The 22,138-nt window shown below is 71.5% G+C and carries 20 protein-coding genes and 1 pseudogene; 17 read left to right on the plus strand and 4 right to left on the minus strand.

The window, feature by feature from the left end; translation table 11 throughout:
• The first annotated feature begins 192 nt into the window (after nt 1-192).
• A complete protein-coding gene (locus ACFV04_RS09315; RefSeq protein ID WP_360257061.1) occupies nt 193-1,503 on the plus strand; it encodes a geranylgeranyl reductase family protein in 1,311 nt (436 codons plus the stop codon).
• 21 nt (nt 1,504-1,524) lie between these two features.
• Here the strand turns inward: ACFV04_RS09315 and ACFV04_RS09320 are convergent, their stop codons facing one another.
• From ACFV04_RS09320 to ACFV04_RS09330, 3 genes are all read right to left on the minus strand, one after another.
• Complete coding sequence (locus tag ACFV04_RS09320) at nt 1,525-1,950, minus strand: MazG-like family protein (protein ID WP_380527869.1); 426 nt, start codon at nt 1,948-1,950, stop codon at nt 1,525-1,527.
• Between the two features lie 156 nt (nt 1,951-2,106).
• Complete coding sequence (locus tag ACFV04_RS09325) at nt 2,107-2,820, minus strand: peptidylprolyl isomerase (RefSeq protein ID WP_380527872.1); 714 nt, start codon at nt 2,818-2,820, stop codon at nt 2,107-2,109.
• Between the two features lie 305 nt (nt 2,821-3,125).
• Complete coding sequence (locus ACFV04_RS09330) at nt 3,126-3,773, minus strand: TetR/AcrR family transcriptional regulator (RefSeq protein WP_380344576.1); 648 nt, start codon at nt 3,771-3,773, stop codon at nt 3,126-3,128.
• 94 nt (nt 3,774-3,867) lie between these two features.
• Between ACFV04_RS09330 and ACFV04_RS09335 the strand changes: the two genes are divergently transcribed.
• Together ACFV04_RS09335 and ACFV04_RS09340 are read left to right on the plus strand one after the other, a co-directional pair.
• Nucleotides 3,868-4,551, plus strand: a complete 684-nt coding sequence (locus ACFV04_RS09335; RefSeq protein WP_380527875.1) for a CatB-related O-acetyltransferase — start codon at nt 3,868-3,870, stop codon at nt 4,549-4,551.
• Nucleotides 4,552-4,725: 174 nt separating this feature from the next.
• Nucleotides 4,726-5,721, plus strand: a complete 996-nt coding sequence (locus ACFV04_RS09340; RefSeq protein WP_380527878.1) for a DMT family transporter — start codon at nt 4,726-4,728, stop codon at nt 5,719-5,721.
• Between the two features lie 13 nt (nt 5,722-5,734).
• Here the strand turns inward: ACFV04_RS09340 and ACFV04_RS09345 are convergent, their stop codons facing one another.
• Nucleotides 5,735-6,325: a hypothetical protein gene (locus ACFV04_RS09345; protein ID WP_380344567.1), complete on the minus strand. Its 591-nt coding sequence runs from the start codon at nt 6,323-6,325 to the stop codon at nt 5,735-5,737.
• Nucleotides 6,326-6,515: 190 nt separating this feature from the next.
• Here ACFV04_RS09345 and ACFV04_RS09350 point away from each other — a divergent pair, with 190 nt between their 5' ends.
• The 14 genes and pseudogenes from ACFV04_RS09350 to nuoL all read left to right on the plus strand — a co-directional run bounded on the left by ACFV04_RS09350 (nt 6,516) and on the right by nuoL (nt 22,105).
• Nucleotides 6,516-7,745 carry a sensor histidine kinase gene (locus tag ACFV04_RS09350; RefSeq protein WP_380527882.1) on the plus strand — a complete coding sequence of 410 codons (1,230 nt, stop codon included), beginning with the start codon at nt 6,516-6,518 and terminating at the stop codon, nt 7,743-7,745.
• The gene (locus ACFV04_RS09355) at nt 7,742-8,437 is read left to right on the plus strand and encodes a response regulator (protein ID WP_380527885.1); all 696 of its coding nucleotides are present in this window, start codon (nt 7,742-7,744) and stop codon (nt 8,435-8,437) included. The genes ACFV04_RS09350 and ACFV04_RS09355 overlap by 4 nt, the downstream gene beginning before the upstream one ends.
• 726 nt (nt 8,438-9,163) lie before the next feature.
• Nucleotides 9,164-9,523 carry an NADH-quinone oxidoreductase subunit A gene (locus ACFV04_RS09360; protein WP_030060100.1) on the plus strand — a complete coding sequence of 120 codons (360 nt, stop codon included), beginning with the start codon at nt 9,164-9,166 and terminating at the stop codon, nt 9,521-9,523.
• Between the two features lie 123 nt (nt 9,524-9,646).
• Complete coding sequence (locus ACFV04_RS09365; protein WP_360257040.1) at nt 9,647-10,201, plus strand: NADH-quinone oxidoreductase subunit B family protein; 555 nt, start codon at nt 9,647-9,649, stop codon at nt 10,199-10,201.
• Nucleotides 10,105-10,911: pseudogene (locus ACFV04_RS09370) on the plus strand (NADH-quinone oxidoreductase subunit C); the annotation flags it as partial. The gene ACFV04_RS09365 and the pseudogene ACFV04_RS09370, both read left to right, overlap by 97 nt.
• A complete protein-coding gene (locus ACFV04_RS09375) occupies nt 10,911-12,263 on the plus strand; it encodes an NADH-quinone oxidoreductase subunit D (protein WP_380344559.1) in 1,353 nt (450 codons plus the stop codon). The pseudogene ACFV04_RS09370 and the gene ACFV04_RS09375, both read left to right, overlap by 1 nt.
• Nucleotides 12,260-13,120 carry an NADH-quinone oxidoreductase subunit NuoE gene (gene nuoE, locus ACFV04_RS09380; RefSeq protein ID WP_380527889.1) on the plus strand — a complete coding sequence of 287 codons (861 nt, stop codon included), beginning with the start codon at nt 12,260-12,262 and terminating at the stop codon, nt 13,118-13,120. The genes ACFV04_RS09375 and nuoE overlap by 4 nt, the downstream gene beginning before the upstream one ends.
• Nucleotides 13,120-14,481: an NADH-quinone oxidoreductase subunit NuoF gene (gene nuoF, locus ACFV04_RS09385; protein ID WP_380344554.1), complete on the plus strand. Its 1,362-nt coding sequence runs from the start codon at nt 13,120-13,122 to the stop codon at nt 14,479-14,481. Before nuoE ends, nuoF begins: the two co-directional genes overlap by 1 nt.
• A 2-nt stretch (nt 14,482-14,483) precedes the next feature.
• On the plus strand, nt 14,484-16,997 hold the full coding sequence (locus tag ACFV04_RS09390; RefSeq protein ID WP_380527892.1) for an NADH-quinone oxidoreductase subunit G: 2,514 nt from the start codon (nt 14,484-14,486) through the stop codon (nt 16,995-16,997).
• Nucleotides 16,994-18,325 (plus strand): NADH-quinone oxidoreductase subunit NuoH, encoded by a 1,332-nt coding sequence (gene nuoH, locus ACFV04_RS09395; RefSeq protein ID WP_380344549.1) that lies wholly within the window; start codon nt 16,994-16,996, stop codon nt 18,323-18,325. The genes ACFV04_RS09390 and nuoH overlap by 4 nt, the downstream gene beginning before the upstream one ends.
• A gap of 6 nt (nt 18,326-18,331) precedes the next feature.
• Nucleotides 18,332-18,961 (plus strand): NADH-quinone oxidoreductase subunit NuoI, encoded by a 630-nt coding sequence (gene nuoI, locus ACFV04_RS09400; protein ID WP_380344547.1) that lies wholly within the window; start codon nt 18,332-18,334, stop codon nt 18,959-18,961.
• Nucleotides 18,961-19,899, plus strand: coding sequence for an NADH-quinone oxidoreductase subunit J (locus ACFV04_RS09405; RefSeq protein ID WP_380527906.1), 939 nt, complete (start codon nt 18,961-18,963; stop codon nt 19,897-19,899). Before nuoI ends, ACFV04_RS09405 begins: the two co-directional genes overlap by 1 nt.
• Complete coding sequence (gene nuoK / locus ACFV04_RS09410) at nt 19,896-20,195, plus strand: NADH-quinone oxidoreductase subunit NuoK (RefSeq protein ID WP_030235394.1); 300 nt, start codon at nt 19,896-19,898, stop codon at nt 20,193-20,195. Before ACFV04_RS09405 ends, nuoK begins: the two co-directional genes overlap by 4 nt.
• A 14-nt stretch (nt 20,196-20,209) precedes the next feature.
• The gene (nuoL, locus tag ACFV04_RS09415) at nt 20,210-22,105 is read left to right on the plus strand and encodes an NADH-quinone oxidoreductase subunit L (RefSeq protein ID WP_380344542.1); all 1,896 of its coding nucleotides are present in this window, start codon (nt 20,210-20,212) and stop codon (nt 22,103-22,105) included.
• The last annotated feature ends 33 nt before the right edge of the window (nt 22,106-22,138 follow it).

Here is a 22,138-nt window from a genome sequence, read left to right on the forward strand (position 1 = left end):
GGCGGACCGGCCTCGGCGGGTGACCGGGCGGACCGGCAGGCCGGTGCCGGGCGGGTGACCGGGCGGACCGGCAGGCCGGTGCCGGGCGGGTGACCGGGCGGGGACGCGGGCATTTCCGGCGGCGTGAGCGGAACTAGACTGCCGAAGACAAAAGCCGCCGTCCCCCCGCCGCAGCTCCAGGAGTGTGTCCACGTGTCCGAGACCGCAGCCGATCTGACGAAGCCGGACAGCCCGGTGGAGAGCACGGCCGACGTCATCGTGGTCGGCGCGGGCCCGGCCGGTGCCACCACGGCGTACTACCTGGCCCAGGCCGGGCTGGACGTGCTGCTGCTGGAGAAGACCGCCTTCCCTCGGGAGAAGGTCTGCGGCGACGGCCTCACCCCGCGCGCCACCAAGCAGCTGGTGGACATGGGCATCGACGTCTCCACCGAGAACGGCTGGCTGCACAACAAGGGCCTGCGGATCATCGGCGGCGGCGTCCGGCTGGAGCTGGACTGGCCCGAGCTGTCCTCCTTCCCCGACTACGGCCTGGTCCGCAAGCGCGCCGACTTCGACGAGCTGCTGGCCCGTCAGGCCGAGAAGGCCGGCGCCCGCCTCTACGAGCGCTGCAACGTCAGCGGGCCGGTCCTGGACGAGCGCACCGGCCGGATCGTCGGCGTCACCGCCAAGCTCGGCGAGGAGAAGCGGCCGGTCACCTTCCGCGCCCCGCTGGTCGTCGCCGCCGACGGCAACTCGACCCGGCTCTCCCTCGCCATGGGCCTGCACCGGCGCGAGGACCGCCCGATGGGCGTCGCCTACCGCACCTACTTCAACTCCCCGCGCCACGACGACGACTACCTGGAGTCCTGGCTGGAGCTGTGGGACACCCGCGGCGGTCAGCGCAAGCTGCTGCCCGGCTACGGGTGGGTCTTCGGTATGGGCGACGGCACCTCCAACGTGGGCCTCGGCATCCTCAACTCCTCGCCGGCCTTCGGCGAACTGGACTGGCGCGACGTGCTCAAGGCCTGGTGCGCCGGCATGCCGGAGGAATGGGGCTACACCCCCGACAACATGACCGAGCCGATCCGCGGCGCCGCGCTGCCGATGGCCTTCAACCGGCAGCCGCACTACACCCGCGGCCTGCTGCTCGTCGGCGACGCGGGCGGCATGGTCAACCCGTTCAACGGCGAGGGCATCGCCTACGCGATGGAATCCGGCCAGATCGCCGCCGGCGTCATCGTGCAGGCCCTCGCCCGGGTCACCGACGGGGGCCGGGAACGCGCCCTCCAGGCCTACCCGCGCATCCTCAAGGACGTGTACGGCGGCTACTACACGCTGGGCCGGGCCTTCGTGAAGCTCATCGGCAACCCGAAGGTGATGCAGCTGGCGGCCCAGCACGGCCTGCCCCGGCCGCTGCTGATGCGCTTCACCCTCAAGCTGCTCGCCAACCTGACCGACCCGCAGGGCGGCGACGCGATGGACCGCGTCATCAACGGCCTCACCCGGGTCGCGCCGAACGCCTAGGTCTGTCCGGCCGCACAGGACCTAGTCCGGAGCCCCTTCCGACTCCACCGCAGCAGTCTCTGCGGCAGGCCCCTCCGGCTGTTGCCCGGCCTGCTCCTCCGCCGCCTCCCGGCGTCCGTCGACCGGACGCCGGGAGGCGGCGGAGCGCTGTTCGACGTAGGCGAGGCGGTCGGCGAAGACCCGGGCCGCGTCGGGGGTGAGCGTCCGCAGCGCCACCAGGGCGGAGAAGACGACGTCGCAGAGCTCGTGCTGGACGTCCTCCCAGCTGTGGGTCACCCCCTTGCGCGGATTCTGGCCGGTGGCGCCGACCACGGCCGCGCCGACCTCGCCGACCTCCTCGGAGAGCTTGAGGATCCGCAGCAGCCGCTCCTCCCGGGGCGACAGCGTGCTCTCCGCGTCCAGCCATGCGACCAGGTGGTCGACGCTCTCCCAGATCCGGCTGTCCATGCGGCGTTGCTCCCTGCGGTGTGGTCGGTGTTGCCACGGTACGGGAGCGGCACGGCAGGCGGGCTCGGTCGGTGGCCGGCTGGTCGCTGGCTGACTGGTCGGTGCCTGGCTGGTTGGCTGGTGGGCCGGGTCGCCGTGGCTGCCCGGCCCGGTCGGTCAGCGGGTGCTGATCTTCACGTTGCGGATGTTCACGGGCAGGTTGGGGAAGCCGTCACCGGGGTTGTTCTGGTCGTCCTCGCCGGCGGCGGCGATCTTCTGCAGGACGTCCAGGCCCGCCGTGATCCGGCCGAACGGGGTGTAGGCGGGGGAGAGCTTGGTGTCCTTCCAGACGAAGAAGAACTGGCTGCCGTTGGTGTTCGGACCGGCGTTGGCCATGGCCACGGTGCCGGCCGGGTAGGTGGCGCCGGTCAGGTTCTCGTCCGGGAAGGAGTAGCCGGGCCCGCCGCTGCCCGTCCCGGTCGGGTCGCCGCACTGCAGGACGTAGATCCGCTGGGTGGTGAGGCGGTGGCAGTGGCTGCGGTCGAAGTAGTCGTGCTCGGCGAGGAAGCGGAACGAGAAGGTGGTGCAGGGAGCCTTGTCGGTCAGTGCCTCGAAGGTGATCGCGCCCTGGCTGGTCCGCAGCGTCGCGCGGTAGGGCTTGGCCGCCTTCTTGGCGTCGAAGACAGGGATGCCCTTGAAGTTGTCCGCCGGCACGGCCGGTGTGTAGGTGCAGCTTGCGGTGGGGGTGGCTGCCGCGGGGGCGGAGGTGTCCGCGACGGCGGTGCCGGTGCTCGCCACGAGCGGGAGGACGGTGGCGGCGGCGACCAGCGCCCAGTGCGTGCGCTTCACGTGACGGGCCTTCCGGGGGGTGGTGGACGGCTGGATTGTCATGGAGGAATCATCCACGGCCGGATGGGGATGCGATAGGGGGCGGGACGGCCGTGGCCCGCGGGGCGCGGGTGCGTGATGGTCGGTCAGATGTGCCCCGGGGGAGGGGATTCGGGTGGGGTCGGCGGTCCGGGTGTTCCCGCCTGCCTGTCGGTCCTGTCGTGCTCGGCGGTACTGCGCTCGGCGGTGCTGTGCTCGGCAGTGTCGTGCTGCGTTCGTGTTGCGGATGTTGCCGGTGTTACGAGTGTTGCCTGTGCGGCTGAAGTTGCCGGTTTGCCGGTGGGGCTCGAGTTGCCGGTGTGATGGGACTACTCGATGGGGTCCTCCTCGGTGGGGGCGAAGAGTCCGGCGCGGGCGGCCAGGGCAGCGGCGTCGGCGGCCCGCTCGGCGCTGCGGGCGTCCAGTGGTTCCCCGGAGACGAACAGGCGGTAGTAGAGCGGGGCGGTGGCGGCTCGGACCACCTCGGCGCCGTCCGTTCCGACTGGCAACTCGCCCCGGTTGATGGCCCGTTCGGCAACCTCGGCGGCCTGTCGGTGGCGGGCCGCGAAGAAGTCGCGCAGGGCGGCCGCGCCGGCGTCGGAGCGCTGGGCGGCGGAGATCAGTGCAGTGGGGGTGGGCCCCAGCTCCGGGTCGGTGAAGACGCCGAAGACTTCCTGGGTGATCCGGCGGAGGTCCTGTCGGAGGTCGCCGGTGTCGGGTAGGGGCCACGGCTGATCGGCGGAGGCGGTCAGGGCGTCGGCGACGAGTCCGTCCACACCGCCCCAGCGCCGGTAGAGCGTCGCCTTGTGGACGCCGGAGCGGATGGCGACCGCCTCGACGGTGAGGCCGTCGTAGCCGTTCTCGGTGACCTCGGCCAGCGTGGCGGCGACGACGTCCGCCCGGACCCGTGCGCTGCGGCCCCCGGGTCGCGGGGTCGGGGTGCGAGGCGGCTGCTCGGGGTAGGTGGCTCCGGTCAAAGTCGACTCCAGTCGCATTAAGGCTTGCTGCAGGGGTGGCGGTCGTGCCATGCTCATCATAATGCGACTTCAGTCGCATTTCGAGAGGAGTCCTGTGACCGCCACCGCCGTTCCCGATCCCACCGCCGTTCCCGACCCCACCGTGCTCCACCCGCTGGCCGGCCACGACCGGGTCGTGCTGCTGCGGTCGCTCGTCACCGATCCACGGATCGAGGTCGGCGAGTACACCTACTTCGACGACCCCGAGGGTGCCACCCGCTTCGAGGAGCGCAACGTCCTCTACGCGTACGGCCCCGAGCGGCTGGTGATCGGCAAGTACTGTGCGATCGCCACCGGGACCCGCTTCCTGATGGCCGGTGCGGCCCACCCGACCATCGGTGTCTCCACCTTCCCCTTCACGATGTTCGGCGGCAGCTGGACCGACCGGACTCTCGACATCGTCACCGGCCTGCCCAGCCGGGGAGACACCGTGATCGGCAGCGACGTCTGGTTCGGTTTCGGGGCGACCGTCCTGCCCGGCGTCCGGATCGGCCACGGCGCGATCATCGCGGCCGGTGCGGTGGTCACCTCCGACGTCGAGCCCTACACCGTCGTCGGAGGGAACCCCGCCCGCCCGATCCGGCGCCGCTTCGACGAGGCCGACACCGGGCGCCTGCTCCGCGCCGCCTGGTGGGACTGGCCGATCGAGCTCGTCACCGAACACGTCCGGGTGATCATGTCCGGAACCCCGGCCGACATCGAGTCGATCGCCGCCGCGAACGGCCTGCTCGACCGCTGACCATCCGGTGGCTGGAACGGCATTGATCACCGGCGGTCGGTGCGCGAGGATGGCGCCCCCTCGTTCCACGCCGCTCCCCGTCCACTGCCCGGCCTCCCGCCCGGCTCCCGGGTCCGTCCGACGCCGTACGGTCCTCACGCCCGCAGGTTCCGTTCGCCCGGAGGGATCCTCGTCATGCCCGCCTTCCTGTCCAAGGACTCGACCTCGTCGGTCCTTCGTGATCTCCCGGTGCTGCTTGTGGCAGTGGTGTGGGGGTCGAGCTTCCTCGCCGTCCAACGGGTGGCCGAGCCGGGGACGGTCGTGGCGATGCTCGTTCTGCGCTTCGGGTTGGTGCTGCCGCTGCTCGGGGCGGTCGCCTGGCGGGCGCTGCGGAGGCTGAGCCCCACCGAGTGGCTGGGCGGCGCCGCACTGGGGCTGGTGCTCAGCGGGATCTTCCTGCTGGAGACCTACGGCGCCGTGCACACCTCCGCGACCAACGCCGGGCTGATCATCAGCCTCGCGATGGTGCTCACCCCGCTCGGCGAGAGCGCCCTCGGCCGGACCGCGCCACCGCGGGCCTTCCTGGCAGCCGCCGGCCTGGCCGTTCTCGGCGTCGCCCTGCTCACCGGCGACGGCGGACTGCGGGCCCCCTCGCTCGGCGACCTGCTGGTGCTGGGTGCCGCCCTCGTACGCTCCGCGTACGTCCTCGCCGTGGCCCGCACCCGGGCCCTTCGCGACACCGACATGCTGGCCGTGACCTGGGTGCAACTCGCGGTGGCCACCGGCGTGTTCGCCGTCGTCGCGCTCTCCGTGGGGCCGGCGCCGTGGACCGTCGCCCGCTCGTACGGGCCCGGCCAGTGGGCCTGGTTGCTGCACTTGTCCTTGTTCTGCACGCTCTTCGCCTTCTTCGTCCAGATGTGGGCGGTGCGGGCGACCTCGCCCTCGCGGGTGAGCCTGCTGCTCGGCACCGAGCCGTTGTGGGCCGCCGTCTTCGGGATCGCCCTGGCCGGGAACCGGATGGGCCCGCTCGCCCTGCTCGGTGCGGCCCTGGTGCTGGTCGCGACCGAGTGGGGCCGCCGTACCGCTCCCGTGTCCCGTCCGGCCGGGGACGGGCACGGGGACGAGGTGGACGCTGCGGTGGATGCGGACCAGGGCGCCGGCGAGCAGCGGAGGGAACCGGCCTCGGCGTGATCCGTCGGTGTCGTCACCGGCGCCGCCACAGTGTCCGGCGGGCGTAGTCGATGGTGACCGCCCCGAGCAGCGGGCCCCAGGCAACCAGCGGCAGGTAGGCGCCGGTCATCACCAGGGCGGCGAAGCCGCGCGGCGAATCCGGTTCGGCCAGGTTGCGCGCCCAGCCGCCGAACAGCGCCCCCGTGCCGAGGGCGGTGAGTATCACCGAGCCCAGCAGCGCCGGGACGACCGCGGCGAGCGGCCGGACCCGGCGGCCGCCGATCAGCGGGATCCAGCGGGGCGCCACCAGCCCCCAGGGTCGGACCAGGCCGAGGGTCAGGAAGGCCAGCGCCTCGGTCAGGGCGCTCAGCACCACGCAGTAGACGGTGCCCCACCCCGGCTGGTGCGCGCCGTACGCCGCGGCCGTCGCGCCGGTGAAGCCGACCGGGACGCCGAAGCCGAAGGCGATCCGCCACACCCCCGAGGGGACGGTACTCAGGGCCGCGGCCTTGGCGGCCAGCCGGGCCCAGCGCGGCGCCGGCGGGACGTCCGGGGCGGTCGTGCCCGCCGCCCCGGACGCGTCCCGGTGGGCGGTGGTGCGGGCGTTGATCATGAGCTTCGACACGGTGGACTCCTCTCGGCCCGGCCCCATCGGCCGGTGCGATGGCTCAAGACTGGACGCCCACCAGGGGCTCGCGGCAGTGCCGATCGGGCTGTTCCCGCTGCTCAACCGGCTTGTGAAATATGCCGATCGGCACAGGCGCGCCGTCCTTCCCGCGTCGTAATGTGACGGCAGTCGACGAGAGGTGGTGACGATGACTCAGGTCCTGGCGCTGGTGGTCCCGGCCCTGCTGCTGCCGGCCTGGACGGCCCGTCGGCGGCACGGGACGGTTGCCGTGACGACCGGGCTCGGCGCGGTGTCGGTGGCGGTCTCGCTCGCCGTCCGGTTCGCCGGCCACTGGACGGAGGCGGCCCGCTGGACGGGGCTGGTCGGTCTGGTCGAACTGGCCGCGCTGCTGCTGGCGGTGGTCCTCAGCCTGCGTGCGGAGGACGGTCCGCGGAGCGCTGCGGCGGCCTGGACGGCCTGCGGAGCGGTCGCGCTCTGGCCGTCCCGGTTCGACGGGCCCGCCGACGTGCTCACCCTCTTCGGGTTCGGATCGATCCTGTCCCTGCCGACCGTGCTGATCGGGCTCTACCTGAGGGGCCTGGACGACGGCAGGGCCCGCGCGGTGGCCGAGGCCCGTCGGACCCAGCGGCTCGAACTGGCCCACGACCTGCACGACTTCGTGGCACACGACGTCAGTGGCATGGTCGCCCAGGCCCAGGCCGGGGCGTACCTGGCCTCCATCGACCCGACACGGGCGGCCGAGCTGTTCGAGCGGATAGAGCAGGCCGGGCAGCGGGCCCTGGCCTCGCTGGACCGGACCGTGCAGCTGCTGCGCAGTGAGGAGGCCGCGAACCGCAGTCCGCAGCCGGGTCTCGCCGAACTCGCACAGGTCGCCGAGCAGTTCACCGCCGCCGGTGGCGCTGCGGTCCGGTTGGAGCTGCCGGACGGGCCGGTGCCGCGGGAGGTGGGGGGCACCGTCCACCGGATCGCGGTCGAGTGCCTGACGAACGTCCGCCGGCACGCTCCGGCCGCGCGGACGGTCGAGGTCCGGGCCCGCCGCATCGGCGGACAGTTGGAGTTGACCGTGACCGACGACGGCGGGGCGCCGGCCTCGGGCGGGCGGCCGCGGCGGGGCGGCGGGAGCGGGCTCACGGGGCTCGCGGCCCGGGTGGAGGCCCTCGGCGGCTCGTTGGAAGCCGGTCCGTACGAGCGAGAGGGCTGGCGGGTGATGGCGATGCTGCCGCTGGCCGCGGCCGCCGGTGGGCCGCAGGAATCCGGGACGCAAGGATCCGGGCCACAGCGATCCGGGCCACAGCGATCCGGGACGCAAGGATCCGGGACGCAGGGTTCCGAACCACCGGGGGCCGAGTCGGCGCGATCCGGCCGGGAACGATCGGAGGAGCCGACACGGGTCGGCACGGGGGAGGTGCAGGGATGAGCGGTGGTACGGGCCCGGTCCGGATCCTGATCGCGGACGACCAGGCGGACGTCCGCAGTGCGTTCCGGATGATCCTGGACGTCCAACCGGACATGACGGTGGTGGCCGAGGCGGCGGACGGCGCCGCGGCGGTGGAGGAAGCGAGGAGGCTGCGGCCGGACGTGGTGCTGGCGGACATCCGGATGCCGAGGCTCGACGGTCTGGAGGTCACCAGGCAACTGTCCGGCCAGTGCAAGGTGATCGTGGTGACCACCTTCGACCTGGACGAGTACGTGCACACGGCGCTGCGGCACGGTGCGGCGGGGTTCCTGCTCAAGCGCTCGGGGCCGGTGCTGCTGATCGAGGCGGTCCGGGCGGCGATGGCCGGAGACGCGTTGATCAGCCCGCAGGTCACGGTGCGGCTCCTTCGGCACATGGCCCTTCCGGGGGCGGAGCCGAAGCCGGGGCCGCTCTCCGGTGCACAGACGTCGGGGCCGCTGACCGCGGGGCCAGTGGAGGAACTGACCGCGCGGGAACGGGAGATCGCCGAGCAGGTGGCCGACGGGGCGACCAACGCCGAGATCGGCGCGGGCCTCTTCATCTCACCGGGAACGGTGAAGAACCACCTCGCCAGCATCCAGCGCAAGCTCGGTGCCCGTAACCGGGTGGGCATCGCGGCCTGGGTGTGGGAGCAGGCGGCCGGCAACCGGTAGTCGACCCCCTGCGCACCCACGGCCGGGCTGCGCACCCACGACCGGGACTAAGGGGAACAGCTCCCGGGGCAGCGGCCGCACGAGCGCAGCCCTCGCCCCAGCCCTCGCCCTCGCCCCCGGCATGCGCGCGGGCAAGCGCAGGAGTCCGTGCACAGCCGCGCACGCACAGCCGTGCACGCACGCGCAGCCGTGCACGCACGCACAGCCACGCACGCACGGGCAGGCACGCCCGGAGCCCGACGGGGGAGTCGGAGGGCGGTCGGGAAGCCGGAGCGGAACCCCAGCCGACACCCACCCCGCGCGCTTGTGAACGAAGGGTCAAGCGAGCGTTCGGACCCCCGCCACCCCTCCGGGTGAGCCGCTATAACACGTCAACATGGCGCCTCGAAATTTGCTTGCTCCGACGCATAGTTGATATAGGAATACGCCCCTGACCAGCTGCTTCACAAGTAAATGCGACTGGTTGTGATCATTTGACTCCTTTGCGTCGACAAAACTGGGCATGTTCACATTCGCCACCATTCACATGGTGTCGTAGATCACAAAGATCGCGGTGAACTGCGTGTCGCAGATCACAAGCCGACGGGCATAGGATGCGCTCGTTCCAGGCTTTGTGAACTGCCTCACATGAGGTGGATCCCGGGAACCGGAACGCGGGTTCACCTCAGCGTGACCTGCCGGTTCCGATCTGCAGTCAAGGACGACTGGACGGAGGGAGCGGGGGCTATGAATGCCTACGCGCCGATCCTCGTACTCGGTGCCATCGCGGCGGCGTTCGCGGTCGGCTCCGTCGTGATGGCCTCGCTGACCGGCCCCAAGCGCTACAACCGGGCCAAGTTGGAGGCGTACGAGTGCGGCATCGAGCCGACCCCGCAGCCCGTGGGCGGCGGTCGGTTCCCGATCAAGTACTACCTGACGGCGATGCTCTTCATCGTCTTCGACATCGAGATCGTCTTCCTCTACCCCTGGGCGGTGACCTTCGACGCCCTGGGGATCTTCGGGTTGGTCGAGATGCTGCTCTTCATCGCCACCGTCTTCGTCGCGTACGCCTACGTCTGGCGCCGCGGCGGCCTGGAGTGGGACTGAGCCCAGCGGGACCGACCCCCGGAGCGGGACTGAGCGCGGGGTGGCCGCCGCCCTTGTGAACGAGCGGACAAGCCCGAACGGGCCGGACGTACCAGAGGACTTGAGGGCATTGAGAGGGATCTGATGGGAATCGAGGAGAAGCTGCCGAGCGGCTTTCTGCTCACGACCGTGGAGACGGCCGCCGGCTGGGTGCGCAAGTCGTCACTCTTCCCGGCCACCTTCGGTCTGGCCTGCTGCGCGATCGAGATGATGACCACCGGTGCCGGTCGCTACGACCTGGCCCGGTTCGGCATGGAGGTCTTCCGGGGCTCCCCCCGGCAGGCCGACCTGATGATCGTGGCGGGCCGGGTGAGCCAGAAGATGGCACCGGTACTGCGCCAGGTGTACGACCAGATGCCCAACCCCAAGTGGGTGATCTCGATGGGCGTCTGCGCCTCCTCCGGCGGGATGTTCAACAACTACGCGATCGTGCAGGGCGTCGACCACATCGTCCCGGTGGACATCTACCTGCCCGGCTGTCCGCCCCGTCCGGAGATGCTGATGGACGCGATCCTGAAGCTGCACGACAAGATCCAGCACGAGCCGCTGGGCGTGAACCGGCGCCGGGCCGAGGAGCTCGGCGAGGCGCTCGCCCTGCAGGCCACCCCGATCAGCGAGATGCGGGGGCAGCTGCGATGAACGAGCAGGTTCCCGAGACCCGCCGCGAGCGGCCGGTCCGCGAGATCCCGGTCGAGGTGGTCGGCCGCCGCCAGGGCATGTTCGGCGCGAAGGGCAGCGGTGACACCTCCGGCTTCGGCGGTCTGGCGGCGCCGGTGGTGCTGCCCGGTCCGAGCGAACGGCCCTACGGCGGTTGGTTCGACGAGGTCGCCGACGAGCTGGAGGGCGCCCTGGAGGAGCAGGGCCTGGACCCGGCGGAGGTGATCGAGAAGACCGTGGTCGATCGCGGCGAGCTCACCTTCCACGTCGACCGCGCCCACCTGTTGAGGACCGTCCGCGTCCTGCGCGACGACCCGGCGCTGCGCTTCGAGCTGTGCCTGGGCGTGAGCGGCGTGCACTACCCGGACGACAAGGGCCGCGAGTTGCACGCGGTCTACCACCTGCGCTCGATCACCCACGGCCGGCTGGTCCGGCTGGAGGTCACCGCGCCCGACGCGGACCCGCGCGTCCCGTCCGTGGTGAGCGTCTACCCGACCAACGACTGGCACGAGCGCGAGGCCTACGACTTCTTCGGCCTGGTCTTCGACGGTCACCCGGCGCTCACCCGGATCATGATGCCGGACGACTGGCTGGGCCACCCGCAGCGCAAGGACTACCCGCTCGGCGGCATCCCCGTCGAGTACAAGGGCGCCCAGATCCCGGCTCCCGACCAGCGGAGGTCGTACAGCTGATGAACACTCAGCACCACGAGGAGGCCCGCGGGGAAGCCGCGGAGGCGGACGCCCGCGAGACCACCGAGGGCCGGGTCTTCACCGTCACCGGTGGCGACTGGGGCGAGGTGGTCGAGGCGGTCGGCCGGGCCGACGACGAGCGCATCATCGTCAACATGGGTCCCCAGCACCCGTCCACGCACGGCGTGCTGCGGTTGATCCTGGAGATCGACGGCGAGACGGTGAAGGAGGCCCGCTGCGGCATCGGCTACCTCCACACCGGCATCGAGAAGAACATGGAGTTCCGCAGCTGGGTCCAGGGCACCACCTTCGTGACCCGCATGGACTACCTGACCCCGCTGTTCAACGAGACCGCCTACTGCCTCGCGGTCGAGAAGCTGCTCGGCATCACCGACGACGTCCCGGAGCGGGCCGGCGTCATCCGCGTGATGATGATGGAGCTCAACCGGATCGCCTCGCACCTGGTCTGCCTGGCCACCGGCGGCATGGAGATCGGCTCCACCACCCTGATGATCTACGGCTTCCGGGACCGCGAGCTGATCCTGGACGTCTTCGAGCTGGTCACCGGCCTGCGCATGAACCATGCGTACGTGCGTCCGGGCGGCCTCGCCCAGGACCTGCCGCCCGGCGCCGTCGACCAGATCCGCGAGGCGGTCAAGGTCTTCCGCTCCCGGATGCACGAGTACGACAAACTCGCCACCGGGAACCCGGTGTTCAAGGCCCGTCTGGTCGACGTCGGCTTCCTGGACCTGCCCGGCTGCCTGGCCCTCGGCGCCACCGGCCCGATCCTGCGGGCCACCGGCCTGCCGCACGACCTGCGCAAGTCGGACCCGTACTGCGGCTACGAGGACTACGACTTCGAGGTCGCGATCGCCGACAGTGCCGACTCCTACGGCCGGTTCCTGATCCGGCTGGAGGAGATGAAGCAGTCGCTGCGGATCGTGGAGCAGTGCCTGGACCGGCTGCGCCCGGGCCCGGTCATGGTGGCCGACAAGAAGATCGCCTGGCCCGCCCAGCTGGCCGTCGGCCCGGACGGGATGGGCAACTCCCTCGACCACATCCGCAAGATCATGGGCACCTCGATGGAGGCCCTGATCCACCACTTCAAGCTGGTCACCGAGGGCTTCCGGGTCCCGGTCGGCCAGGCGTACGCGGCGGTCGAGTCGCCCAAGGGCGAGCTGGGCGTGCACGTGGTCAGCGACGGCGGGACGCGCCCGTACCGGGTCCACTTCCGGGACCCGTCGTTCACCAATCTGCAGACGATGGCGGCGATGTGCGAGGGCGGCCAGGTGGCCGACGTGATCGTCGCGGTGGCCGGGATCGACCCGGTGATGGGAGGCGTGGACCGGTGAGCAACGTCGAACTCGGACTGCCGGCGCTGCCGGCCGCACCGTACCCCGAGGAGGTGCGCGCCCGGCTGGCCGCCGACGCCGCCGAGCTGATCGCCCGCTACCCGCAGGCCCGTTCGGCCCTGCTGCCGCTGCTGCACCTGGTGCAGGCCGAGGAGGGCTTCGTCAGCCCGACCGGGATCCGGTTCTGCGCCGAGCAGTTGGACCTCACCACCGCGGAGGTCACGGCCGTCGCGACCTTCTACACCATGTACCGGCGCCGCCCGGCCGGGAAGTACCACGTCGGGGTCTGCACCAACACCCTGTGCGCGGTGCTCGGCGGTGACCAGATCTTCGCCGAGCTCCAGGAACACCTGGGGGTGCGCAACAACGAGACCACCGAGGACGGCGAGGTCTCGATCGAGCACATCGAGTGCAACGCGGCCTGCGACTACGCGCCCGTGGTGATGGTCAACTGGGAGTTCTTCGACAACCAGACCCCGGAGAGCGCCCGGCAGCTGGTCGACGACCTGCGCGCGGGCCGCGAGGTCCGGCCCACCCGGGGTGCCCGGCTGTGCGGCTTCAAGGAGACCGCCCGGATCCTGGCCGGCTTCCCGGACGAGCGCCCGGGCGCCAACGACGAGTCCGGTGCCGGCGGCGCGCCCTCCCTGGCCGGACTGCGGCTGGCCCGCGGCGAGGCCCTGCCCGGCACCCCCGGAGCCCGGGTGGTCTCACCCCGCCCCGAGCCGCCCCGCCCCGAGCCGCCCCGCAACGACGCGGCCCGCGCCGAAGCACCGCAGACCGAAGCGCCCCGCGCCGAAGCACCGCAGACCGAAGCGCCCCGCACCGAGGGCACCGGCCAGGAAGGGAGCGAGGCGTGATGACCTCCGCCGAGCCGGCCGAGAAGCTGCTCACCCCCGTCCTGTCCGACCCCTGGGACGACAGCCGTCCCTGGACGCTCGACACCTACCGCCGCCACCACGGCTACGAGGGCCTCAAGGCGGCTCTCGCCATGCCCCCGGACGACGTGATCGCCCTGGTCAAGGACTCCGGTCTGCGCGGCCGCGGCGGCGCCGGCTTCCCCACCGGCATGAAGTGGCAGTTCATCCCGCAGAACGACGGCAAGCCGCACTACCTGGTGGTCAACGCGGACGAGTCCGAGCCGGGCACCTGCAAGGACATCCCGCTGCTGTTCGCCAATCCGCACTCCCTCATCGAGGGGATGATCATCGCCTCCTACGCGATCCGCTGCGACCACGCCTTCGTCTACCTGCGCGGCGAGGTCGTCCCGGTGCTGCGCCGGCTGCACGCGGCCGTGGCGGAGGCCTACGAGGCGGGTCTGCTCGGCCGGAACATCCTCGGTTCCGGCGTCGACCTCGACATCACGGTGCACGCCGGCGCCGGCGCGTACATCTGCGGCGAGGAGACGGCGCTGCTGGACTCGTTGGAGGGCCGCCGCGGCCAGCCCCGACTGCGGCCCCCGTTCCCGGCGATCGCCGGCCTGTACGCCTGCCCGACGGTGGTCAACAACGTCGAGTCGATCGCCTCGGTGCCGCCGATCCTGGCCCGCGGCAAGGAGTGGTTCAAGGGCCTGGGTACCGAGAAGTCCCCCGGCTTCACGCTGTACTCGCTCTCCGGCCACGTCACCAACCCCGGCCAGTACGAGGCCCCGCTGGGCGTCACCCTGCGCCAGCTGCTCGACCTCAGCGGCGGCATCCGTGCCGGGCACCGGCTGAAGTTCTGGACCCCGGGCGGCTCCTCCACGCCGATGTTCACCGACGAGCACCTCGACGTCCCGCTGGACTACGAGGGTGTCGGCGCGGCCGGCTCGATGCTCGGCACCAAGGCGCTCCAGGTCTTCGACGAGACCACCTGCGTGGTGCGGGCGGTGACCCGGTGGACGGAGTTCTACGCCCACGAGTCCTGCGGCAAGTGCACCCCCTGCCGGGAGGGCACCTACTGGCTGGTCCAGCTGCTCCAGCGGGTCGAGGCCGGCGAGGGCGTCGAGGGGGACCTGGAGAAGCTCCTCGACATCGCCGACAACATCAACGGCAAGTCCTTCTGCGCGCTGGGTGACGGTGCGGCGAGCCCGATCGTCTCCTCGCTCCAGCACTTCCGGGCCGAGTACGAGCAGCACCTGGCCGAGCGCCGCTGCCCGTTCGACCCGGCAGCCTCCACCGTCTGGGCCGACGGCCCCCGCCCCGGCCACCAGTCCGCCACCGAAAGGGAGGTGCACGCGTGACGATGACAGAGCCAACCGCCTCCACGGGAGAGAAGCCCGCGGTCGAACTGGTCACGCTCACCATCGACGGCGTCGAAGTGCAGGTCCCCAAGGGGACGTTGGTGATCCGCGCGGCCGAGGTCGTCGGCACCCAGATCCCGCGCTTCTGCGACCACCCGCTGCTCGACCCGGCCGGCGCCTGCCGCCAGTGCATCGTCGAGGTCGAGGGCCAGCGCAAGCCGGTCGCGTCCTGCACGATCCCGGTGGCCGAGGGCATGGTGGTGCGCACCCAGCTCAGCTCGCCGGTGGCCGAGAAGGCGCAGCGCGGCGTGATGGAGCTGCTGCTGATCAACCACCCGCTGGACTGCCCGGTCTGCGACAAGGGCGGCGAGTGCCCGCTGCAGAACCAGGCGATGTCCAACGGCGCCGCCGACTCCCGCTTCGAGGGGATGAAGCGCACCTACGAGAAGCCGGTGCCGATCAGCAGCCAGGTGCTGCTGGACCGCGAGCGCTGCGTGCTGTGCGCGCGGTGCACCCGCTTCTCGCAGCAGATCGCGGGGGACCCGTTCATCGACCTGGTGGAGCGCGGGGCGCTGCAGCAGGTCGGCACCGGTGAGGGGGACGACTTCGAGTCGTACTTCTCCGGGAACACCATCCAGATCTGCCCGGTGGGCGCGCTGACCTCGGCGGCCTACCGGTTCCGCTCGCGCCCCTTCGACCTGGTCTCCTCGCCGAGCGTGTGCGAGCACTGCGCGGCGGGCTGCGCGCAGCGCACCGACCACCGGCGCGGCAAGGTGCTGCGCCGGCTGGCGGGCGAGGACCCGGCGGTGAACGAGGAGTGGAACTGCGACAAGGGCCGCTTCGCCTTCCGCTACGCCCAGCAGCGGGACCGGCTGACCACCCCACTGGTGCGGGTGGACGGTGAGCTGGTGCCGGCCTCCTGGCCGGAGGCGCTGGCGAGGGCCGCCGGGGGTCTGCGCGGGTCCCGGACGGGCGTGCTGACCGGTGGCCGGGTGACGGTCGAGGACGCGTACGCGTACGCCAAGTTCGCGCGGGTGGTGCTGGGCACCAACGACGTGGACTTCCGGGCCCGCCCGCACAGCGGCGAGGAGGCCGACTTCCTGGCCGCGGCGGTCGCCGGGCGCGGCGTGGACGTGGACGGCTCGGGCGTGACGTACGAGCGGCTGGAGCAGGCGCCGGCGGTGCTGCTGGCGGGTTTCGAGCCGGAGGAGGAGTCGCCGATCGTCTTCCTGCGGCTGCGCAAGGCGGTCCGCGGCCGCGGCCAGAAGGTGTACTCGGTGGCCGCGTTCGGTTCCCGGGGCCTGGCGAAGCTGCGCGGTGTGCTGCTGCCGGCCGCGCCGGGCACCGAGCCGGAGTGGTTCGCGGCGCTGGCGGCGGACGAGCCGCTGAACGACGAGGCGGGCCGGGCGGCCGAGCTGCTGCGCACGCCGGGTGCGGTGATCCTGGCGGGCGAGCGGTTGGCCGCGGTGCCGGGCGCGCTGACGGCGGTGCTGCGGCTGGCGCACGCGACCGGCGCCCGGCTGGCGTGGGTGCCGCGCCGGGCGGGTGAGCGCGGAGCCGTGGAGGCCGGCGCGCTGCCGGGGCTGCTGCCCGGTGGCCGTCCGGTGGCCGCCGCGGCGGCGCGGGCCGAGGCGGCTGCGGCGTGGGGGGTGGCGGAGCTGCCGTCCGGGCCGGGCCGGGACACCGACGGGATCCTGGCGGCGGCCGCGCGGGGCGAGCTGGAGGCGCTGCTGGTCGGCGGCGTGGATCCGGACGACCTGCCGGACCCGGCGCTGGCCGACGAGGCGCTGGCGGCGGTCCCCTTCGTGGTGTCGCTGGAGCTGCGGCCCTCGGCGGTGACGGCGCGCGCGGACGTGGTGCTGCCGGTGGCGGCGGTGGCGGAGAAGGCCGGCACCTTCCTGGACTGGGAGGGCCGGGTGCGGATGTTCGAGTCGGCGCTCAAGCCGGACCAGCAGATGGGCCGTCACCTGCAGTCCGACCTGCGGGTGCTGAGCATGCTGGCGGACGCGCTGGGCCACCGGCTGGGCCTGCCCGACGTCCGGGCGGCGCGGCTGGAGCTGGACGGCTTCACCCCCTGGGAGGGCGACCGCCCGGTGGACCCGGCGGCGCACCCGGGTCTGTTGCCGCGACCGGCCACCGGCCAGGCGGTGCTGGCGGGTTGGCGCATGCTGCTGGACGGCGGCGTGCTGCAGCAGGGTGATCCGCACCTGGCGGGCACCCGGCACCCGGCGGTGGCCCGGATCTCCGCCGAGACGGCGAAGGAGGTCGGCGCCGAGGCGGCTGCCGCGCTGCGGCTGACCGGCCCGGCGGGCTCGCTGACCCTGCCGCTGGAGGTCACCGACTCGATCCCGGACCGCACGGTCTGGATCCCGTTCAATTCCACGCCGGGCGGCGCCCACCGCGCGCTCGGCACCACGGTCGGCCACCTGGTCACGATCGCCGCGGCCGAGGCCGCGCCCGAGCCGGCGGCGCAGGCCCCGGCCGAGGCGGCCGCGGCCGTAGGGGAGGACCGATGACGACTCCGCAGCCGTACGAGACGCTCCAGTTCTTCGGCCAGGACCCGTGGTGGCTGGTCCTGCTGAAGGCGGTGTTCTGCTTCGCCTTCCTGGTCCTGACGGTGCTGATCGCGATCGTCTGGGAGCGCAAGGTGGTGGCCTGGATGCAGTTGCGCATCGGGCCGAACCGGCACGGGCCGTGGGGCCTGCTGCAGTCGCTGGCGGACGGCGTGAAGCTGGCGCTGAAGGAAGACCTGGTGGTCACGGGCTCGGACAAGGTGGTCTACATCCTGGCCCCGATCGTCTGTGCCATCCCGGCGTTCATGGCCTTCGCGGTGATCCCGTTCGGCCCGGCGGGCGACGAGGTGTCGATCTTCGGCACCCGGACGCCGCTGCAGCTGACCGACTTCCCGGTGGCGCTGCTGTACATCCTGGCGACGGCCTCGGTGGGCATCTACGGCATCGTGCTGGCGGGCTGGTCCTCCGGTTCGACGTACCCGCTGCTGGGCGGGCTGCGTTCGTCCGCGCAGATGATCAGCTACGAGATCGCGATGGGTCTGTCCTTCGCGGCGGTGTTCATCTACTCGGGTTCGATGTCGACCTCGGAGATCGTGGCGCACCAGCAGCCGACCTGGTTCGCGGCGCTGCTGCCGGTGTCGTTCATCGTCTACGTCATCGCGATGGTGGGGGAGACCAACCGGGCGCCGTTCGACCTCCCGGAGGCCGAGGGCGAGCTGGTCGGCGGCTTCAACACCGAGTACTCCTCGCTGAAGTTCGCGATGTTCATGCTGGCCGAGTACGTGAACATGGTGACGGTCTCGGCGGTGGCCTCGACGCTCTTCCTGGGCGGCTGGCGGGCCCCGTGGCCGGTGTCGACCTTCTGGGAGGGCGCCAACCACGGCTGGTGGCCGATGCTGTGGATCATCCTGAAGATCCAGCTGCTGTTGTTCTTCTTCATCTGGCTGCGCGGCACGCTGCCCCGGTTGCGCTACGACCAGTTCATGAAGCTGGGCTGGAAGGTGCTGATCCCGGTCTCGCTGGTCTGGCTGGTGCTGATCGCGAGCGTGCGGGCGCTGCGCAACGAGGGCTACGGCTTCGGCGAGGTGGTGCTGTACGTGGGTGCCCCGGTCGGGGCGGTGCTGCTGCTGGCGCTGGTGCGGGACTTCCTGAGGAAGCAGCCTGAGGAGGAACAGGCGCCCCCGAAGGGCGAATTCGATCCGATGGAGGGCGGCTACCCGGTGCCGCCGTTGCCGGGTCAGGTGCTCCCGCCGGTGCCGCGCCGGCGCAGCCGCGCCCCGAAGCAACTCCAGGACGCCCTCAACGGGGCCGACCATTCCGAAGGGAGCTGAACCGAGATGGCGTCTGACCAGTCTGATCAGTCCGACCGGTCCGACCGCACGGACGGGCCCGAGCGGGCCGACCGGCCGTCGATCCTCGGCCCGGCCGCCGGCTTCGGCGTGACCTTCAGGGCCATGTTCAAGAAGCGGCTCACCGAGCAGTACCCGGAGCAGAAGAAGCCCACTGCTCCGCGCTTCCACGGCCGCCACCAGCTGAACCGGCATCCGGACGGCCTGGAGAAGTGCATCGGCTGCGAGCTGTGCGCGTGGGCGTGCCCGGCCGACGCGATCTACGTGGAGGGCGAGGACAACCGGGAGGAGGAGCGCTACTCGCCGGGCGAGCGCTACGGCGCGGTCTACCAGATCAACTACGCCCGCTGCATCCTGTGCGGGCTGTGCATCGAGGCCTGCCCGACCCGGGCGCTGACCATGACCAACGAGTACGAGCTGGCCGACTCCTCCCGGCGGGACCTGATCTTCACCAAGGAGCAGTTGCTGGTGGGCCTGTCCGAGGGCATGGTCGACACCCCGCACGCGATCTTCCCGGGCACCGACGAGGGTGCGTACTACCGGGGCGAGGTCACCGCGGCGGCGCCCGGGACGGTCCAGCAGGAGCGCACCGACCGGGAGAAGGAGGTGCAGCAGTGATCGGGCAACTCGCGGCCGCGACCGGGACGACCTCCACCGGCGAGGCCGTCCAGTTCTGGGTGCTCGCGGTGATTGCGGTCGGCGGCGCCCTCGGGATGCTGCTGATGCGCAAGGCCGTGCACAGCGCGCTCTGCCTGGCGGCCACCATGATGGCGCTGGCGGTCTGTTACATGGCCGAGGGCGCGGTGTTCCTGGGCGTGGTGCAGATCGTGGTCTACACCGGCGCGATCATGATGCTGTTCCTGTTCGTGGTGATGCTGGTCGGCGTCACCAGCGAGGACTCGCTGAAGGAGCAGCTGAAGGGGCAGCGGTTCGCCGCGGTGCTGTGCGGCCTGGGCTTCGGCGTGCTGCTGATCGCAGGGATCGCCAACGCGAAGCTGGACCACTTCACCGGGCTGGGCGAGGCGAACGCCGAGGGCAACGTGCCCGGCCTGGCCCGGCTGATCTTCACCCGGTACGTGTGGGCCTTCGAGGTCACCGGCGCGCTGCTGATCACCGCGGCGATCGGCGCGATGGTGCTGACGCACCGCGAGCACGTGAAGGCGCCGAGGACCCAGCGCGAGTTGGCGGCGCAGCGGGTCAGGGACAACATCCAGCTGCCGCCGCTGCCGGCGCCGGGCGTGTACGCGCGGCACAACGCGGTGGACGTGCCGGGCCTGCTGCCGGACGGCACGGTCGCCGAGGACTCGGTGATGGCGACGCTGCGCGAGCGCGGCCAGGTCCGGGACGTCAGCCAGGCGATGCTGCGGCGGATGGCGGAGCTGGAGAACAGCACGGCGGACTGGCTGGGCCGTCCGTCCTCCGAGCGGCCGGCGGTGACCGGTCCGCGCAAGTCGCTGGAGCCGGTGCCGGTGCCCGCGAACGGCGAGCACGGCGAGCACGGCGAGCACGGCGAGGCCGGCGGGGACGGCCCGGCCGGCGAGGAGGGCGCGCAGTGAATCCGGTCAACTACCTGTACCTGTCAGCCTTGTTGTTCACCATCGGCGCCTCCGGGGTGCTGATCCGGCGGAACGCGATCGTGCTGTTCATGTGCGTGGAGCTGATGCTCAACGCCTCGAACCTGGCGCTGGTGACCTTCTCCCGGATGCACGGGACCCTGGACGGTCAGATCATCGCGTTCTTCACGATGGTGGTCGCGGCGGCCGAGGTCGTGGTCGGCCTCGCCATCATCGTCTCCATCTTCCGGACCAGGCATTCCGCTTCGGTCGACGACAGCAATCTGATGAAGCTGTAGGCGGAGGGCCTTCGGTGAACTCTCTCATTCCGCTGCTGGTGGCGGCTCCACTGGCCGGCGCCGTCCTGCTGCTGCTCGGCGGCCGCGCGCTGGACCGGTTCGGCCACTGGGTGGCCACGGCGCTCGCGGCGCTCTCGTTCGGCTTCGGCCTGGCGCTCCTGTCCGACCTGCTCGGCCGGGACGCCGAGCACCGGACCGTCATCGAGTACCTCTACACCTGGATCCCGGTGGACGGCTTCCAGGCCGACATGTCCTTCCGGCTCGACCAGCTGTCGATGACCTTCGTCCTGCTGATCACCGGCGTCGGCACGCTGATCCACGTCTACTCGGTCGGCTACATGGCGCACGACGAGCGCCGACGCCGCTTCTTCGCGTACCTGAACCTGTTCCTGGCCGCCATGCTGCTGCTGGTGCTCGCCGACAACTACCTGCTGCTGTACTTCGGCTGGGAGGGCGTCGGCCTGGCCTCGTACCTGCTGATCGGTTTCTGGCAGCACAAGCCGAGCGCGGCGACGGCGGCGAAGAAGGCGTTCATCGTCAACCGGGTCGGCGACATGGGCCTGTCGATCGCGATCATGCTGATGTTCGCCGAGTTCGGCTCCTTCTCCTTCGGCCCGGTCTTCGGCGGCGCGCACGAGGCGAGCGAGGGCAAGCTGACGGCGATCGGCCTGATGCTGCTGTTGGCGGCCTGCGGCAAGTCGGCGCAGGTGCCGCTGCAGTCCTGGCTCGGGGACGCCATGGAGGGCCCGACCCCGGTGTCGGCGCTGATCCACGCGGCCACCATGGTGACGGCCGGCGTCTACCTGATCACCCGCTCCTCGGCGATCTTCGACCTGGCGCCGGACGCGCAGACCGCCGTGGTGGTGGTCGGCGCGGTCACGCTGCTGTTCGGTGCGATCGTCGGTTGCGCCAAGGACGACATCAAGAAGGCGCTGGCCGGTTCGACCATGTCGCAGATCGGCTACATGGTGCTGGCGGCCGGGCTCGGCCCGATCGGCTACGTCTTCGCGATCATGCACCTGGTGACGCACGGCTTCTTCAAGGCCGGGCTGTTCCTCGGCGCCGGGTCGGTCATGCACGGCATGAACGACGAGGTGAACATGCGTCACTACGGCGGCCTGCGCAAGTACTTGCCGGTCACCTTCGTCACCTTCGGCCTCGGCTACCTGGCGATCATCGGCTTCCCCGGCCTGTCCGGCTTCTTCTCCAAGGACAAGATCATCGAGGCGGCCTTCGCCAAGGGCGGCACCGAGGGCTGGATCCTCGGCCTGTGCACGCTGGTCGGCGCCGCCGTCACCGCGTTCTACATGACCCGGGTGATGCTGCTGACCTTCTTCGGCGAGAAGCGCTGGCAGCCAGACGCCGACGGCAACCCCCCGCACCCGCACGAGTCGCCGAAGAGCATGACGATCCCGATGGTCCTGCTGGCCCTGGGCTCGGTCTTCGTGGGCGGGGTGTTCGCCTACAACGACTCCTTCCTGAAGTGGCTGGAGCCGGTCACCGGGTACTCGGAGGGCGACTCGCCGCTCGCCCCGCTGACCGTCACCCTGCTGACGACGGTCTGCATGGTCGCGGGCGTCGCCTTCGCGTACGTGGTGTACGGGCGCTCGCCGGTCCCGGTGGTGCCGCCGGTCGGCTCCCCGCTCACCCGGGCCGCCCGCCGCGACCTGCTCCAGGACGAGTTCAACCATGCGGTGCTGGTGCGGCCGGGCTCGGCGCTCACCGCGACGCTGGTCTACTTCGACAGCCGCGGCCTGGACGGCTTCGTCAACGGCCTGGCCGCCGCGATCGGGGGCCTGTCCAGCCGGCTGCGGCGGATCCAGAACGGCTTCGTCCGCACGTACGCGCTCTCCATGTTCGGCGGCACGCTGGTGCTGGTCGCCACGACTCTCCTGATGAGGTCCGTCTGATGACTCGCGCAGATTCCACGTGGGGGGTGAGCG

Source organism: Kitasatospora sp. NPDC059599 (assembly GCF_042735125.1).
Taxonomy (GTDB): Bacteria; Actinomycetota; Actinomycetes; order Streptomycetales; family Streptomycetaceae; genus Kitasatospora.

Coding starts and splice junctions, on each gene's coding strand:
- ACFV04_RS09320 (WP_380527869.1), bottom strand. CDS start 1,950: ATGGACAGCCGGATCTGGGAGAGCGTCGACCACCTGGTCGCATGGCTG.
- ACFV04_RS09325 (WP_380527872.1), bottom strand. CDS start 2,820: ATGACAATCCAGCCGTCCACCACCCCCCGGAAGGCCCGTCACGTGAAG.
- ACFV04_RS09340 (WP_380527878.1), top strand. CDS start 4,726: ATGCCCGCCTTCCTGTCCAAGGACTCGACCTCGTCGGTCCTTCGTGAT.
- ACFV04_RS09350 (WP_380527882.1), top strand. CDS start 6,516: ATGACTCAGGTCCTGGCGCTGGTGGTCCCGGCCCTGCTGCTGCCGGCC.
- ACFV04_RS09355 (WP_380527885.1), top strand. CDS start 7,742: ATGAGCGGTGGTACGGGCCCGGTCCGGATCCTGATCGCGGACGACCAG.
- ACFV04_RS09360 (WP_030060100.1), top strand. CDS start 9,164: ATGAATGCCTACGCGCCGATCCTCGTACTCGGTGCCATCGCGGCGGCG.
- ACFV04_RS09365 (WP_360257040.1), top strand. CDS start 9,647: ATGGGAATCGAGGAGAAGCTGCCGAGCGGCTTTCTGCTCACGACCGTG.
- ACFV04_RS09375 (WP_380344559.1), top strand. CDS start 10,911: ATGAACACTCAGCACCACGAGGAGGCCCGCGGGGAAGCCGCGGAGGCG.
- nuoF (WP_380344554.1), top strand. CDS start 13,120: ATGACCTCCGCCGAGCCGGCCGAGAAGCTGCTCACCCCCGTCCTGTCC.
- ACFV04_RS09390 (WP_380527892.1), top strand. CDS start 14,484: ATGACAGAGCCAACCGCCTCCACGGGAGAGAAGCCCGCGGTCGAACTG.
- nuoH (WP_380344549.1), top strand. CDS start 16,994: ATGACGACTCCGCAGCCGTACGAGACGCTCCAGTTCTTCGGCCAGGAC.
- nuoI (WP_380344547.1), top strand. CDS start 18,332: ATGGCGTCTGACCAGTCTGATCAGTCCGACCGGTCCGACCGCACGGAC.